Source organism: Bacillus sp. ES1-5 (assembly GCF_022487605.1).
Lineage (GTDB): Bacteria > Bacillota > Bacilli > Bacillales > Bacillaceae_G > Bacillus_A > Bacillus_A wiedmannii.
The window spans coordinates 39088-55299 of the sequence record NZ_JAKVPU010000001.1 but is presented as its reverse complement, the minus strand read 5'-3'; the positions used below and the strand labels follow the sequence as shown (position 1 = coordinate 55299).

Annotated in this window: 22 protein-coding genes and 1 pseudogene; 7 read left to right on the top strand and 16 right to left on the bottom strand. The window is 33.1% G+C overall.

From position 1 onward, the window contains the following. Positions 1-29: 29 nt before the first annotated feature. From MKO96_RS00295 to MKO96_RS00280, 4 genes are all read right to left on the bottom strand, one after another. Complete coding sequence (locus tag MKO96_RS00295) at positions 30-701, bottom strand: DUF4052 family protein (protein WP_240586255.1); 672 nt, start codon at positions 699-701, stop codon at positions 30-32. Beyond that, complete coding sequence (locus MKO96_RS00290; protein ID WP_240586254.1) at positions 698-1570, bottom strand: ABC transporter ATP-binding protein; 873 nt, start codon at positions 1568-1570, stop codon at positions 698-700. The genes MKO96_RS00295 and MKO96_RS00290 overlap by 4 nt, the downstream gene beginning before the upstream one ends. Positions 1571-1572: 2 nt before the next feature. Then, on the bottom strand, positions 1573-1947 hold the full coding sequence (locus MKO96_RS00285; RefSeq protein ID WP_087980749.1) for a GntR family transcriptional regulator: 375 nt from the start codon (positions 1945-1947) through the stop codon (positions 1573-1575). A 174-nt stretch (positions 1948-2121) separates the two neighbouring features. Then, a complete protein-coding gene (locus MKO96_RS00280; protein ID WP_240586253.1) occupies positions 2122-2712 on the bottom strand; it encodes a DUF4825 domain-containing protein in 591 nt (196 codons plus the stop codon). Between the two features lie 439 nt (positions 2713-3151). Between MKO96_RS00280 and MKO96_RS00275 the strand changes: the two genes are divergently transcribed. From MKO96_RS00275 to MKO96_RS00250, 6 genes are read left to right on the top strand one after another with little or no spacing between them, the layout of a single operon-like run. Continuing rightward, positions 3152-3292, top strand: coding sequence for a YrzI family small protein (locus tag MKO96_RS00275; RefSeq protein WP_000156189.1), 141 nt, complete (start codon positions 3152-3154; stop codon positions 3290-3292). A gap of 27 nt (positions 3293-3319) precedes the next feature. Then, positions 3320-3463, top strand: coding sequence for a YrzI family small protein (locus tag MKO96_RS00270; protein ID WP_087980752.1), 144 nt, complete (start codon positions 3320-3322; stop codon positions 3461-3463). Positions 3464-3491: 28 nt separating this feature from the next. Next, a complete protein-coding gene (locus MKO96_RS00265; protein ID WP_000668975.1) occupies positions 3492-3635 on the top strand; it encodes a YrzI family small protein in 144 nt (47 codons plus the stop codon). 26 nt (positions 3636-3661) lie between these two features. Next, the gene (locus MKO96_RS00260) at positions 3662-3805 is read left to right on the top strand and encodes a YrzI family small protein (RefSeq protein WP_000668983.1); all 144 of its coding nucleotides are present in this window, start codon (positions 3662-3664) and stop codon (positions 3803-3805) included. Between the two features lie 25 nt (positions 3806-3830). Continuing rightward, positions 3831-3971 (top strand): YrzI family small protein, encoded by a 141-nt coding sequence (locus MKO96_RS00255; RefSeq protein WP_000669812.1) that lies wholly within the window; start codon positions 3831-3833, stop codon positions 3969-3971. 25 nt (positions 3972-3996) lie between these two features. Then, positions 3997-4137 (top strand): YrzI family small protein, encoded by a 141-nt coding sequence (locus MKO96_RS00250; protein WP_064473550.1) that lies wholly within the window; start codon positions 3997-3999, stop codon positions 4135-4137. Positions 4138-4378: 241 nt separating this feature from the next. On the opposite strand, the gene MKO96_RS00245 is transcribed toward MKO96_RS00250, so the two are convergent. Next, on the bottom strand, positions 4379-5464 hold the full coding sequence (locus MKO96_RS00245; protein WP_000837880.1) for an AI-2E family transporter: 1086 nt from the start codon (positions 5462-5464) through the stop codon (positions 4379-4381). 149 nt (positions 5465-5613) lie between these two features. Between MKO96_RS00245 and MKO96_RS00240 the strand changes: the two genes are divergently transcribed. Continuing rightward, positions 5614-6435 carry an HNH endonuclease gene (locus tag MKO96_RS00240; protein WP_240586252.1) on the top strand — a complete coding sequence of 274 codons (822 nt, stop codon included), beginning with the start codon at positions 5614-5616 and terminating at the stop codon, positions 6433-6435. 228 nt (positions 6436-6663) lie between these two features. Here the strand turns inward: MKO96_RS00240 and MKO96_RS00235 are convergent, their stop codons facing one another. The 11 genes and pseudogenes from MKO96_RS00235 to MKO96_RS00185 all read right to left on the bottom strand — a co-directional run bounded on the left by MKO96_RS00235 (position 6664) and on the right by MKO96_RS00185 (position 16186). Then, positions 6664-6756 (bottom strand): putative holin-like toxin, encoded by a 93-nt coding sequence (locus MKO96_RS00235; RefSeq protein ID WP_001289320.1) that lies wholly within the window; start codon positions 6754-6756, stop codon positions 6664-6666. A gap of 196 nt (positions 6757-6952) precedes the next feature. Beyond that, a pseudogene (ssuD, locus tag MKO96_RS00230) lies at positions 6953-8073 on the bottom strand (FMNH2-dependent alkanesulfonate monooxygenase). A gap of 76 nt (positions 8074-8149) precedes the next feature. Next, positions 8150-8998 carry an ABC transporter permease gene (locus MKO96_RS00225; protein WP_240586251.1) on the bottom strand — a complete coding sequence of 283 codons (849 nt, stop codon included), beginning with the start codon at positions 8996-8998 and terminating at the stop codon, positions 8150-8152. 16 nt (positions 8999-9014) lie between these two features. Then, positions 9015-10001, bottom strand: coding sequence for an aliphatic sulfonate ABC transporter substrate-binding protein (locus tag MKO96_RS00220; RefSeq protein WP_240586250.1), 987 nt, complete (start codon positions 9999-10001; stop codon positions 9015-9017). Between the two features lie 18 nt (positions 10002-10019). Further along, positions 10020-10826, bottom strand: a complete 807-nt coding sequence (locus MKO96_RS00215; RefSeq protein WP_240586249.1) for an ABC transporter ATP-binding protein — start codon at positions 10824-10826, stop codon at positions 10020-10022. A 182-nt stretch (positions 10827-11008) separates the two neighbouring features. Continuing rightward, positions 11009-11521, bottom strand: coding sequence for a ribonuclease FAU-1 family protein (locus MKO96_RS00210; RefSeq protein ID WP_240586248.1), 513 nt, complete (start codon positions 11519-11521; stop codon positions 11009-11011). 157 nt (positions 11522-11678) lie between these two features. Continuing rightward, positions 11679-12734, bottom strand: a complete 1056-nt coding sequence (locus MKO96_RS00205) for a hypothetical protein (RefSeq protein ID WP_240586247.1) — start codon at positions 12732-12734, stop codon at positions 11679-11681. Between the two features lie 12 nt (positions 12735-12746). After that, positions 12747-13220, bottom strand: coding sequence for a tetratricopeptide repeat protein (locus MKO96_RS00200; protein ID WP_240586246.1), 474 nt, complete (start codon positions 13218-13220; stop codon positions 12747-12749). Between the two features lie 141 nt (positions 13221-13361). Further along, entirely contained in the window at positions 13362-14051 is a 690-nt protein-coding gene (locus tag MKO96_RS00195) for a phosphopantothenoylcysteine decarboxylase domain-containing protein (protein ID WP_240586245.1), read from the bottom strand. Between the two features lie 12 nt (positions 14052-14063). After that, positions 14064-14864, bottom strand: a complete 801-nt coding sequence (gene aacC, locus MKO96_RS00190; protein WP_131233603.1) for a BA2930 family N-acetyltransferase — start codon at positions 14862-14864, stop codon at positions 14064-14066. Positions 14865-15241: 377 nt separating this feature from the next. Further along, on the bottom strand, positions 15242-16186 hold the full coding sequence (locus MKO96_RS00185; RefSeq protein WP_240586244.1) for a methyl-accepting chemotaxis protein: 945 nt from the start codon (positions 16184-16186) through the stop codon (positions 15242-15244). Positions 16187-16212: the final 26 nt, after the last annotated feature.

Sequence of the window (16212 nt, the reverse complement as noted above, 5' to 3'; positions counted from 1 at the left end):
CTCTTCCTTCTCCCCTAAAATAATTGTATTTAAATTGTATCTTCAAACGAAACCTTACGAATAAATAGGGCGCTAATTACAATATATATGAAAATAAGAACAATCGAAACTGATATGAAATTAGGTATTTCTAGTAACATTTTACTATTAATAAATACCAATTCTTTTATTCCTATCCCTGCATACATTGTACTAGCCAATCCGAATAAAAATATTATACTAAAAGCTAATCCAAACCAATTAAATCTCTTCTGAAAAATTGTTGTTGATTGAAATAAACAAGCTAATGTAGTATAAAATATGAACTGGACAAAGAATTGTTCGATTGCATTTGATCCGAAATTTATCTGTTCTGTTTTATAAAATGTACCTTGTAAAAATAAAACTTGCAGACCTGAAAACAATGCAGACTGCAATAAAATAAAACATATTGAACCAATCAAGAATTGTAACCTAGTGACACTAAACGAGACGACTGTAGGAAAAATATCAAGTTGAATTAAAAACACACTTATCACAATAAACATTACGATTGCAATTGATGAATTATTGAAGATATCATGTAAAAACGCTACCTTTATTCCCTTTAAATCCGTTGCAGTCATTGTCCCTTTTATAAGTAATGCTACAATCCAAAAGATAAGAATGGCTTTATAATGATATTTTATATGTAACTTCAACTGCTTCATTAACATCGTCATTTCACTTCACCACCCGTTATGTGTATAAACAGTTTTTGTAATGTAATTCTATCAATTACTAAACCTTCTTTTTCAAGAGAGTAATAATCTTCATTAGAAAGTTTTTCCCATATAATAGCAATCCCTTTATTTCCATAAACTTCTCGATTTATTACTTTTTTATTAATCGAAAATTCATCTACTTTATCTTTTTTCCCTGAAATAATATGAGCTTGTTGTAATAAATCTTCCACTGATGATTGAACAACCAGCCTTCCTTCTTTTATGATGATTACATCTTCAATAACATGGGTTACTTCTTCTACTAAATGTGTTGATAATATAATTGTTCGTGGATACTCACCGTAATCTTCTAGTAGTAAACTATAAAACAACTCGCGATGTGCTGCGTCTAAACCTGTAGTTGGTTCATCAAAAATGGTAATTGGCGCCCTACTTGCTAATCCTTGAATAATTCCTACAACAGTTTGCATTCCATGTGATAGTTTATGGTATTTTTCTTTCAAATCAAGTTGGAACTTCCTAGCAAGTTCTTCAGCAAACTCTTGATCCCAGTTTTTATAAAACATGTTACATAAATTAAAAATTTCTTTAATTTTATTATTTAGATATGCAGCTTCTTTCACTTTAACAAAACAAATATTTTGCATCGCTTTACTATTTTCAAAAACATTTTCACCAAATATTGATACGCTACCACTACTTGAAGTAATTTGGCCTGCAAGTAAATTTAATAGAGTCGTTTTTCCTGCTCCGTTTCTACCGAGCAAACCATATATTTTATGCTCTTCCAAAGAAATCGTTACTTCATTTATCGCTACTTTCTTTTTATATTTTTTCGTTACATCCTTCGTTTTAAGTGCAATCATCCCTATTTCCCTTCCTTCATAATTTTTTGAATCATATCCATCAATTCGTCTTTGGATATTTCTAGTACTTTTGCTTCTTCCCACACTTTAGGTAAATATTCAGTCATAAAAGTATTTTGTCTTTTTTTAAGTACGACTTCTTTCGCTCCCTTTGCAACAAACATCCCGATCCCTCTCTTTTTATATAGAATCCCTTCATCCACTAATACATTTACCCCTTTAGCTGCAGTAGCTGGATTGATTTGTAACATCTTCGCAAATTGATTTGTTGATGGAACTTGTTCTTCTTCAAGTAATATGTCTTTTAAAATATCAGATTCAATCGTTTCTGCAATTTGTAAGTATATTAATTTATTTTGCTCCAGAGTAGGTTTCACAATTACACCACCTTAGGTTAATAGGTTCATTACTTATGCAATTAACCATATCACATTAAATTATTTATTTCCATAAATTTCTTTTACAAAAAAAGAGAGTCATTCGTTTAAGAATGACTCTCTTTTCTAAAATTCCAAAGTTTCAACTCTTGTTCTCAAACTCTTTTCATTTTATTACAACTGCTGCACCGGATATTTAACAAATAAATCTTTCCGAAAATCTTTATCATTTATAAGCAGTCTAATTTTTTCGTTATTATCGTTAAGGAACTTTACTACTTTCTTTGTATCCCATATATCATTTTCTTTTGGAAAATCATCAAATTTTTCATACATGATTGATAGTATTTCTTCTCTCTTTATCGCAAAATTTTTATTTTCTACTTGAAACTCGTAACTTTTCGCATTTGGTACTAAAATCGCTACATAAATAACGTTAAAGAGAAAATTCTTCTTCATCGTATCCTTACTATCAAACCAATACGTCTCAACCATATCTTCTGTAAGGGCTCCATTCCCTCGTGCACCATAGTTCACCTTTATACTTTCATTCTCCAAACTTATACTTTGAAATGTTTCACCACCGGGTAAATGATTAACAATTGCAACCACATCTGAGTTATTACCAACATATGTCCCAGCATATTTCTTAAAAACACCAGGTTCAATATCAGATATTTCTTTTATTCTTTCTCCGCTAGAACAAGCAGTAATAAGTAAAAAAATTGTTAGCATAACAACCACATTACGATGCATATATTTCATTTAGCATCCCCCATTTTTATCGATATTTCGTTCATTACAATACTTCTTCTCAAAACCCTTTAAAATATACGCACTTTAATCAAAATTAAAAATTTTCAATTTTTATGTTTACAATTATCCATTAATTGTATATACTTACTAACGTAAGAAAAAATTCTAAAAGGAGGTCGAAGGAAATGATGAAATTACAATTACATGCTTTAACTTTAGCGTTAACTGCACCTTTGTTTTTCGGACAATTAAATATGAATTCGACCACCCTAATGGAGAATTGAAAATCGCACTTTATTTCTATTAATTCATAAATTCGCCACAGGAGGTCGTATACTTTCCTGTGGCTTTTTGATGCCCAGCCATAGGAGAACTATATCTTCCTGTGGCTTTTTTGTGCGATTTTTTAGCCTCTTATATTATTTTTTAAAGAAAGGAGCAACATTCGATGACTATTAGCGTATTGTTTTTAAGTATTACGATTCAAAGAAATACAATTTCCAAAGATGAAATTTTTCATAATGAGCAAATTGAAAAAGCTATGAATGATGTTAAGGAGCGCCAAGCGCTTTATTGTGATCACCTGTAATTCCTTTTCGAAAGGAGGAATTCATTTATGACTTTTCATATTTTCTTTTTTACAACTGCACTTCAGAAAAACACTTTATCTGAAGATGAAATCATTCGTAAACAACAATTAAAACAACTGACTGATAAAATGACTGACATTAAAAGTTCATACTATACGCAAATGTATTAAAAATATATTTTAAAGGAGCATTACATTCATGAAATTTAAAGCATTCTTTTTAACAATCACCATTCAAAAACGTAAGCTTTCACAGAATGAGATTTTGCGTGAGCAACACATTCAAACTATTATGGACGAAGTGAAAGAGCACCAAGCTTCTTATTACAGCCGTCTTTTCTAAATAACTTTTAAAGGAGCAATACCTTCATGAAATTCAAAGCATTCTTTTTAACAATCACCATTCAAAAACGTAAGCTTTCTCAAAGTGAGATTTTGCGTGAGCAACACATTCAAACTATTATGGACGAAGTGAAAGAGCGTCAAGCTTCTTATTACAGCCGTCTTTTCTAAATAACTTTTAAAGGGGCAATATGTAATGAAATTTAAAGTATTCTTTTTAACGATCACCATTCAAAAAACTAAGTTCTCAGACAGTGAGATATTGCATGACCATCAAATTAATAAAGCTATGGAGGATGTAAAAGAACGTCAAAGTCACTACTGTAGCCATCTATAATTTCTTTCGAAAGGAGGAATGTATCATGAAGTTTCACCTTTTCTTTTTAACAATTACAATTCAGAAAAAAAACTATTCTGATGCGGAATTAAAACAAGAACAACAATATAAACAGGTTATAGACGAAATTCGAGATCGTAGAAGCAAGTACTACTCTCATCTATAATCTTTTAAAAATATAAAATTTGAAAGGGGTCGATTATGATGTTGCTAGCACGCTGTAAGGAAATGATTTGGATAGTTCAGAGGGATTCCACATAGTTTTATTGAGGCTATATCATACAAGTTTATCTTTATATTTGATATGTAATAAATATATAATAAAAGTTTATGCATACACTTTTTTACATTGATTAACAAACAAAAGATACACCACTTAAAAAGCGGTGTATCTTTCTCAACTTATACTATTTTCGATTACTTCGTTTCGTCTTAAACAATCTCACTAAGTTCGATACAACTGTCTTTGTTACTGCATAAACTGGTACTGCCAAAATCATTCCGATAATTCCCGCAAAGTTACCTACCCCTAAAATTAAAATAATAATTGTTAACGGATGGATATTTAATTTTGAACTCATAATACGCGGTGAAATGATGTTACTTTCAAACTGTTGTACAATTGTTACGATAATAATTACGTACAACGCTTGCATCGGAGATACGAACAGACCTACAATAACAGCTGGTGCTGCACCGATAAATGGACCTAAGTTAGGAATGATATTTGTAAATGCTGCTATGATTCCTAAAACGAAAGCGTACGGTAAATCGATAATTAAATAACCGATAAAAGTAAAAGCACCTACAAATATACAAACGAGCGCTTGCCCTTGAATATATGCAGATAATGTTTCGTTCGTTTCCTTAATGATACGAAGTCCTTCTTCACGGTAAGACTCAGGTAATAGACTAACTGCTTTCCCTGGAAACGCATGTCCATCTTTAAACATATAAAATAAAATAAACGGTACTGTGAAGATAACTAATGCAACGTTTGTGATAATACCAAATAAAGCCGTTGCACTCGACGTAATCGTGTTTGGTATATCCTTTAAGTATTCAATTGCGTTTTTCTCAATTGTTTCAATGGAAACGTAGTTTTGTGTAGATAACCATTCAAATAATCTGTGATGGGATAAATCTTGTATGTATAGTTTTCCCTCTTTAATATAACCGGGCATATTTTTTACTAAATCCATTAACTGTTGTGAGATCGTTGGAACAACTACCCCAACTCCAACTGCAGTTAATGTTATAATAAAAAGATATAACAGTAAAATCGCTAAATTTCTAGGTACTTTTTTATTCTCCAAAAAGACTAACAATGGGTTAAATATGAAGTATAAAAATAACGCGATTAAGATTGGGAAAAACAACGTTGATATGAAGATACCAATCGGTTGAAATAGAAACGATATTTTTGTGCAAATAAATATGATCGCTACAACCATTAGCACTTCTAATGTCCAAAAGTGCACTTTCGATTTCAAAAAAACGTCCTCCTTTAAACTAGCACTTCTCTTCATTGTACCAAAATAAGCAAGAATTTCACATAATATTTTCCTTTACAATATTCCAAAATACCAATAAATACACTACAATGAGATTACATACAAATTTGCAGGTAAAGGTGATAAAAATGACACAATGCATCATATGCAGAAAAGATACGAAAGAACTTAGTGAACAATATGTCATCCCCGAAATATTATGTGGATATTATTTCACAAACTCAATTTGTGATACTTGCCATGAACAAATGACAACAAATATTGATCGTCCCTTAATTCGGCATAAATTAAGTCAATTTAAGATTGAGCAAATGAAAAAACAAATTGATTCCCCGCTCTATACGAATGAACATGGTGAGGAACTTGCGGCTGCTGAGACAGATGTTGTTGAAGTAAGTGATGAAATACTTTATTCCAATGCATTAATTATGAAACTATGTAAAAAGCACGATATTTCACTACATAATGAAATTTGGAAAGAAGAACGTGTAACGAAAGTAGCTAGCTCTATTCAACGTGAATTACTTTTAGATAACCGTAAATACAAAATGAGTGTATTAAAAATGGCTTATACTTTCGCTGTACAAGCAGTTGATGGCTATTTTGAAGATCCAGATGCGATTGATATTTCTAACATTCTATCAAATGCCGATTTTGTGGAATTAAAAGAAAAAAGTATAGTTCGCGATTTAAGTAAAAGTTCTTTATGGAATACATTAAATACAAATAGCGAGAACCATTACTTTATTTTATTAAGTGATAAAGATGGCCTGTTCTGTTTCATTCGTCTATTTGATATATTTGACGTTGTCGTTCATTTATCAGAAAAGAGATATGAACTTTCATCTCCAATTGTCGGCATAAATGATGTAAATAGGCAGGAATTTTATGTCCAAACTTTAAAACAGTATATGGATGGGCTATTTAAAGAAAAAAAACCTACTATTTAATCGAAATCAGAACATACGGTCTCCTTTCTTGACGAAAAGACACTGTGTTATAATAAGTATGAAAAGAACAATACAATCACATAAACCAATTATTAATTGTAAATAAATAAAAAAGACCAGTGTGCGGCTACACACTAGTCCACGTAACTTAGCAGATTGGATTGTTCATTTATCCTATTTGTTTCTTACAAACAAAACAACCCACATTCTATTGGCATAGGTGGGTTGTTATTTTTTGAGCTTGTCTATTAAAACGACGACGAACGTTAACAATGCAACGAGAAACAGTCCACCCTGCAGTAGCAACGCTATTTCACTCACGTATTATCACCCCCCTCCTATTCGGAGAAGTGATAATTGAACAACCAACCGTACCTTAAGTTACTATTTAATTTTACCATATTTTCTAATAGTTTACGATGAAAACCCGCAAGTGAAATACTTGCGGGTTTTTTCATCCTGTATTAACAGGCAGTAAACAAAATGAAGCAAAACTTAGGTGAAACTTTAATTCTCACTATTTTTTTAATGCATATGCATCAGCTATCATTTCACCAACAATTTTATTTTCTTGTTTCTTCTCGTCTTTCAATAAAGGAAATAACAGTTCTGCGACTTCATATGCCTCTTCTAAATGGGGGTATCCTGATAATACAAACGTATCAATTCCTAACGCTTCATATTCTTTTATTCTTTTATTCTTTCTGCTACTGTATGCGGATCTCCAACAAGCGCAGTACCAGCACCACCTCTTACAAGCCCAATGCCAGCCCATAAGTTAGGACTTATCTCTAACGACTCTCTCGTACCTTTATTTAAATGTGTCATTCGTTTTTGTCCGACAGAATCATATCTTGCAAATGTTTTTTGAGCAAGCTCAACTGTTTCATTATCTACATATTGAATTAACTTTTCAGCCTCTTCCCATGCTTCTACCTCTGTTTCTCTTACAATTACATGTAATCTGATGCCGAATCGTACCGTACGTCCCTTCTCTTCTGCAAGCCTTCTTACTTCTTCTATTTTCTCTTTCACTTGCTCTGGCGGCTCTCCCCACGTTAAATATACATCACTATGTTCAGCTGCAACTTCTTTACCTGCAGCAGACGATCCGCCAAAATAAATTGGTGGATACGGTGTTTGAACTGGAGGAAATACAACTTTACTATCCGTAACTTTAATATGCTTTCCTTCTAAAGAGATCGTTTCACCTTGTAAGGTTGATTTCCAAACTTTTAAAAATTCATCCGCTGCTTCATATCTTTCATCATGTTCAAGATACAATCCATCGCCTTGCAATTCAACAGGATCTCCTCCAGCTACTACATTAATAAGTAACCTCCCATCTGAAATTCTATCAAATGTCGATGCCATCCTCGCTGCAACTGTCGGTGACATAAGTCCTGGTCTAACTGCTACTAAAAATTTTAATTTCTTTGTTTCGGCTGCAAGTGCAGATGCTAATACCCATGGATCTTCACACCCTTGACCAGTTGGAAGTAATACACCCGAATATCCTAAATAATCAGCTGCAGCTGCAACTTGTTTATAGTAACCATATTCAGCTGCTCTTCCTCTCTTTGTTGTACCTAAATATCGACCATCTCCATAAGCCGGAATAAACCATAATAATTCCATTTTTTTGCACACCCCTTTATTAATTTGAAACGTATATTAAAGAACTCTATATAAATTACCCCTAATAATTTATATGTTAATTCCCTGCCTCACCTTTAAAATTATCTCGCCATCTTAAAAACTTCACTTCTAATAAACGTACGAGTGAATCAGAAAACTTCCCAACGAATGCAAAGATGATAATACCGACAAATACGATATCTGTATTTGAAAATTGCCTTGCATCCATTATCATATAGCCAATACCTTCTGTAGATCCCATAAGTTCTGCTACTACTAAACTCACCCATGCAACTCCTAATGATAATCTTGCTCCAAGTAATAAGTTCGGCAATGCAGCAGGTAAAATCAATTCTGTAATTAATTTTCTTTTACTAAACTCTAACACTCTCGCAACATCATATAACTTCGAATCTACACCTCGTATTCCTAAAAATGCATTTACGTATAAAGGGAAAAATGCACCGTCCGCAATTAATAACACTTTCGATGTTTCGCCAAAACCGAACCATAATACGAAAAGTGGTGCAACTGCCAAATGAGGTACAGTTCTTAACATTTGTACAGATGGATCTAAATATTGCTCACTTCTCGTTGAAAATCCAACAATCGTTCCTAAAATAATTCCTAAACTCCCGCCGATAAAGAAACCAGCCGCAGCCCTGAATACACTGAAACTTAAATGACCGAATAACTCTCCTGTTTTTATAAGTTCTTGAAAAGCTAGTAATATATCTAATGGTGTTGGTAAAACTGTTTTAGAAACTAAATCGAATACGCCAGCTAACTGCCAAATAATTAATACGATAATCGGTATAGTAATCGCTCTTACTAGCACTTTTACATTCGTCTTTCGCACTTTCTTTACATTGTTTTTCTCAATCGTTATCCTCGTTGGTTTCATAACCGCTTTCGTATTTTCCAATTTATAAAACCTCTTTTCACTTCGCCTTTAACGCTTTTTCTACGAAAGAATTATCTACAACTTTATCTGTCTTAATTTCTTTCTTTATAGAACCGAGCTTATATTGAAAATCCGCTGTTTTTTGCTGTTCTGCTATTATTTCCTTCGTAACTGGAACTAAAATTGGTTTGTCGTGATTAAACACTTCTTTTACAATCTCAGCATCTATCTTCTTTGCAGAAGTATATATTTTTATCGCTTCATCTAAGTTTGACTCTTGCCATACACGTGCTTTTTCATAAACTTTAAGGAATTTCTCAACTAATTCTGGATGCTCCTTCGCAAATTTTGTTCTCGCAATTAAAAACTCTGGTGAAGAAACATTTAATAGTTCACCATCTGCAATAACCTTTGCCCCTTTATTTAACGTATGTAGTGAAATAAAGGGATCCCAAATGGCCCATGCATCTACTGATCCGGATTCAAATGCCGGCTGCGCTTCATCTGGTTGCAGTTGAATGACATTTACATCTTTCGCATTTATACCTTCTTTTTCTAATGCTCGATATAATAAATTAAATGCGCTACTTCCTTTTGCTACTGCAATTTTTTTACCTTTTAAATCTTTTACACTCGTAATCTTGCTATCTTTTTGTACAAGAATCCCTGTTCCTTTTCTCGCATAACTTGTATTGGCAATTTCAGTAAATTCAATACCTGCTGCTTGCGCTGAAATAACTGGGGAGTTCCCCACTTCACCAAAATCCAACCGATTTGATGCGATTGCCTCAAAATAAGGAGGTCCGCTTTGAAACTCTGTCCATTTCACCTTAACTCCTTCTTTTTTAAACTCCTCTTCAAACCACCCTTTTTTCTGTGCCAGTAAGAGTGGGCTTAATCCTTGCTGTATACCAATTTGTATCGTTACCTCTTCTTTCTTACTACTTGCAGTGCTTTTTTCACATCCTAATAAAAATAAAGATATAACTAATGCAAAAGAAAGAACCTTACATTTTTTATACATATATACTCCACCCTTTTCCTATATACTTGTTTGAATCAGTCCCCCGTGTTCAAACTCATGTAGCACTTTCGTTCGAAGTTGTTGGAACGATTGAGAAGTTTTATTTCGCGGATAAGGCAAACTATTTTCAATAACTTTATGTATTTTCCCAGGCTTTGCACTCATGATGATAATTCGGTTTGAAAGATATATTGCTTCGTCTATATCATGTGTAACGAATATCATTGTCGTCTTTTTTTGTTCCCAAATGTTGAGCAGTACTTCTTGCAAATGACTTCGGGTAAATGCATCCAGTGCTCCAAATGGTTCATCAAGCAATAATACATTGGGATCTCTTAGCAATGCTCTTGCAATCGCAACACGTTGTGACATCCCGCCTGATATTTCTTTCGGATATGATTTTTCAAAACCGTCTAACCGAACAATTTCAACCCATTCCTTTACCTTATCCTTCACATACTTATCTTTTAATGACAAATCAGCTGCAATGTTTTCTTCCACTGTTAGCCATGGATACAATCGATGCTCTTGAAATATAAATCCTTGCTTTTTACTCGGTTTTACAATTAATCGATGCTCTTGAAATATAAATCCTTGCTTTTTACTCGGTTTTACAATTTGCTCCCCATCGATAACAACTTTACCTTCAAATTCGTTATCTAACCCCGCAATAATTTTTAATAGTGTACTTTTTCCGCAACCACTCGGACCAATTACTGTAACAAAATCCCCTTTCTCTAATTGAAAATTAATATTTTCTAATACTTGAACAGTACGAGTTTGTTTCGAAAAATATTTTGATACTCCATCAATTGAAACAGTCACTTTTCCCCCTCCTTGAAATGATTCATCTAAATGAGCAGATTTAGTATTTATGCAATAAAAAAACCAAAGGCATTTTATCAATAGATAAAATGCCTTTGGTTTCTCCAATCAGCAATACGTAATAGAATTAAGTACATATTATACAAATATTTCCGATAAGTCAACTAGGTTTTTGATGAACGTTATTTACTTTTAAAAATAGTAGCAGTTTCTAAAATAATTTTTGGAAACGACTCTTGAATTGTGTTTTTGACTGTATGAAGAGCTTTTTCTACATACCCGTCTTCAAATTGTTCTAACGACACAGGTAATTCATCCTCATCTAATATAAAAAGTTCTCCACTTGGAAGTACCATAATATCAAGTATTAAATCTTCAAAGGATACCACTTCATCCGTTATACATGTATTCTTTACAATATTAAAATAAGAACCTAGATAATCCCCATCCTGATCTCTCCAAACGTATAAATTATATGGCCGATTTTCCCAGTAATATGCAACTGTATAACTTCCTTTCGGGATCGTTAACTTCGTATCGTTCGCTGCCATTGTAAATGAGTACTGTACTTTATGATATAAAACAATTTTGTCCCGCTGTGCTTCTATTAGTAAACAAGTATGATCTACGGTTGTACCATCATATCGGATTTTTCTTTCAATAATTTCAATGTCTGACGTACGTAAGCAACTCATTTTTTTATTTCCCCTTTTATTTTAGTTCTTTCATTATATCCCTTTATATTTCCACTAAGAAAGCGTTCAGTCAATTCGTTTCTTGTTTTTTAGGGTATACACTCATTTTCTTCCCCACAAAAAAGCTCCTTCTAAATTAGAAGGAACTCCAATAGCACTATTCATGTTTCAACTTCTCCGTAACCACATCATAAAACTTCCGTTCCTCATCAACATTTAAGTGAACACGACTTACTGTTTTAGAAAATCCATATAACAATTGAGCTTTCACTGGCTCTTTTAGTATGATTTCAAATGTTGGAGGTTCCTTTATAAATTCCATCACAGTTGCGTCAAGAACCTCTTTCTCTTCTTCTTTCTTTAAAGGTTCGCCTTTATAAAACGCAATTTTATCAATTTTTGTAAATGGTATAACAATTTTCTTTCCTAATCCGATTTGAATGATTACTCGTTCTTCTGTAACAATAATTGGATTTTTACGCATTGCTTGTATTTCAGCTAAAAAATAAAACATTGCATATACGTTTAATAAAAGTATAATCCATGCTATTACTGGATTCCATTGATGAAGCAAATAATGAAAACCAATACTTTCTATTAAGGTCGCATGAATGATCATAATATATACGCCTATTGCACCAGTCTTTTTGTGATATGAGTATACAGATTCACCTTTCGGTACTGTTGCACGCCACGATAAAAATGCATAATAGATTAACTTACACTCTGTTACAATGATATCTACTAATTTATTTCTTTTCATAGTAGCATCAAACGCTGCATCAATCGCATAAGAAAATGAAGAATATTCTCTTCTATATTCTTTATATCTTTTGATTGTATTAGGGAGCACTTTAACGATTTTATAGAGAAGGAATAGTTCTAGACCTACAAAAGCAATTTCTCCTGCAACTATAATATAAGACACGTTTGAAAAAGCTTGTAAATAGTCGCTTGGAATAATAAATCTCGCAAATATATATCCAGCTATCACTACAGGAAATATATACGTTAATGAGTATCTTTTTCGAATAATAAAGAAATATGTAATAACCGGAATTACAAACATACAATCTAATAAAGAACCAAGTACTACTTCTTTCGGAGCGGCTGGTACAATCGGAAGGGCATACAATAAATAATTTGATAACAAGATTAAAGATACGAGTCCAATCCAAATACCTTTTCGCCTTCGTGATAGTGTGGCATTCATACGTTCACTCCTCTATTTAAAAACCTCGTTTAAATGATCTTTATAAAATGTAATCGCACGTTCAAATTCTTTAACTTCGTCTAATTTTATAACCGTTTCAAGTAATAATTTCATCGCGGATTCATGATCGTTAACGTTATATTTTGCTAATGACAAAAATACTTTCATCACATCATTATCTGGAAACTGCTGCAAACCTGTTTCTAAAACAGTAATTGCTTTATCATACTCACCTATACAACGATATGTACTGCCAAGACCGATATACGCTCCGCAAAGTGATTCCCCTTCAAGACCGTTTGCAATTGCCTGTTCATAATACGGCATAGCTTCTGTTTCAAGACCCATTACATCATGTATCCAGGCACATTGATAAAGTACTTCTGCATCCCTCGTAAAGTTTGTTAATCCAATGAGTATCTCTTTAGACTGCGCATATTTCTTTTCTTTCCGGAGTTTAATAGCTTGCTTTAATAAATGTTCCATAGAATCCACTCCTCACCAATTATTTTATGTATTCATCTTAAATGGTTAACGTTTGTGTAAAAGTAAAATTCCCATAAATTAAAGTTTCGCTTACCCATATATATATACTATGCGGATTCACTCTTATCCAAATACTTAAAATTATAAAGCAGTAATGTGATTACATAGTACTTCTAACCTTTTGACAATTTCTTTCGCCGTTTCATCTTTCCCATTACATAACTTCCCATTACCGTCCTGTCCAATTACGTAGTGCACCGCTCCGCGTGAATATAAAGAATGCGGTGAATTTGCAATCATTACATTTGCCTTAGATTCTTTCATTCTATTTTTCGCTCTTTCAAACAATTCTTCTTCATTTACATCACTTTCAAGTTTAAAGCCAACGAGTACGATTTCTGGATCCCACTCTTTTATTTGCTTTAATACTTTTGGAGCCTTTTGAAAATGAATAATTGGCGCTATATCACTTGAAATTTTCCCATTCATATCAAGAACATTACCATCTTGATCACAAATTTTGTCTACAACCCAATCTGATCCAGCCGCTGCCATAATGACCGCATCGACTTTTTCATGTGTAATTATACTTTTCATTTTATCTTGTAAATCAACAATTCCTTCAAACGGGTGTAATTCTAATTGATTGTTTACATCATTCGGTTTCTCAGCGAAATAACCGTGTAAATATATAACATGTGCTCCTTTACTTATAAATTCTTCCGCGATTATTCTACCAATTGTTCCTTTTGCCATATTCGTATGACCACGCACTTGGTCCCATTTTTCTAAACAACCACCACTCGTAATTAATACCTTTTTCCCCTTCATTGTAACCATCCCTTACTGATTTTTCTTACGAAACCATTCTGTTCCAAAGTCAACGATATCTCGTTGCTTCATAAGACGGCACGTTGCATTTCCTATTTTCCCATTTGTTACAGTTCCTTTTCGCTCAAACTCTACACCGATTTCTACAAACTTATCAGAATCGTAATCCATATCAACAAACTCTTTCCATACTCTTGCACCATTCTCTATAATTGGTGCCCCTACTTTTATTAACTCACATGCACCAGTACGTACTTCAGATAAATGTACAGACGTATTGGAATCATATCCAACACCAATTAATAATATGTATCCGTCTAAATCATATATTTTTCTTAATGGAGATTCTTCTCCTAAACTCATTGATAGCGACTGATTCATCGTTATTTCTTCTGCATGTTTTCCCCATGCAGCAAAGCTTCCTAATGGATGGTTGCTACGTACTACATTCGGATATGTACGAAAACATTCAACTACTTTTCCCATTGCCCTTGTTGGTGTTATATGTGGCTCAAACGCCGGGACGTTATCTCGAATAATTTGCCACCATTCTTCAGGTACAGGTGGTCTTGACCAATGTTTCGGATCAGATAAATCCGAAGATTGAGTTGGCATAATAATTGTTCCCTCTTCCGTAATAACTTTCATTAACGCCTCTACTACCGCAACGGCTCCGCCAGATACCCAGCCAATAGAACTGAGCGAAGAATGCACAATAACCGTCATTCCTTTTTCTAACCCTAATTCTCTTAAATCATTTGTAATTGTTTTGATTGTATTTGGCAATTGTGTACTTGCCACTATGTCATTCATTTTCACGATTGTTCCCCCATTTTTTAAAACTACTACATACATATATTATCATATTTTTCTTAATTTTTAACTTAATCATTTTTTCATACTTATAAAATATCGAACTATAAAAACAAATTGATTTTTAAAATATATAGCAAGGGCGTTTTACATCTCTTAAAAACATGTAGTTTTTATCAATTAACAAAAATTCTTAAAAATCAATTACAAATATAACACCTAAAAAAAGAATCACATATTATGTTAGTGATTCTTTTTCTATAAGAGAACGATGCCCCATTTCAACAAAAAAATGGCATGTTTAATTTTAAAATGTGCTTCTTATAAACATTTTAAAATTTATGTATTTAAATCTCGAACTTCAGGAACATTGGAAGTTATTTTTGCCCTTGTAGTTGCTCTACTATAGTTTTTGCCTGTGTATCGAGTCTCTGGGCCGCTTCACCAATACCATTGAATTCATGAACTGCTTGTTCTATACATGAGTAACTTTCAGTAACACTCTTTTCTGATTGTAGAGTCCCTGCACTAATCTTTTGTACCTGCTTAGTTATATTCTCTACATTAAAGTGTACATCTTTAGTTACGTTTTTAACTTTATTTGCCAAATTACGAACTTCATTTGCAACAACATTAAAACCACTACCATAAGTACCCGCATGAGCGGCCTGAATTCCAGCATTTAATGCTAATAAATTTGTTTGTGTGGCAATTTCATTAATCGTTTTCACCATGTCGCGTATAATATTAGTTTGTTCGTTAAGCTCTTGTAATAATTTCATATTGTCATTAGTTTGTTCAACTATTTGTTTAATGACCGCGGAAACCATATAACTACGCTTAATCCCTTCTTGCGCACGTTCCTTTAGATTTTCCGCCATCTCTTGCAATTCATGCGTTATCTTTGCCGTGCCATCTTCACGTGCAGTAATATCTGTAGCGACTTTAATAACCGCTTGAATCTCTCCATTATTATCTACAACAGGGGTATATGTCGCTTCTAGCCATATAGTTTTCCCTTGTTTCGTAATTCTCTGTATTTTCCTTTGAAATGAAACTCCATTCCGAAAATTTCTCCAAAAGATATCATATTCTGGACTTTGAACAAACTGTGCAGTACAAAACTGGCGATGATGACTGTTTAATAGTTCATCCACTTCATAGCCCATTGCATATGCAAAATTATGATTTGCCCATATTACTTTTCCATAGGGATCAAACTCTATCATAGCTAGTGAACGTTCTAATGCTGCAAGTACCTCCCCTTGATTTAATACTTGAGTACTAAGTGAAGTAGTTTTGGAAATATACTCACTCTTCATATGTTTCTCCCCATTTCAAAAATAAA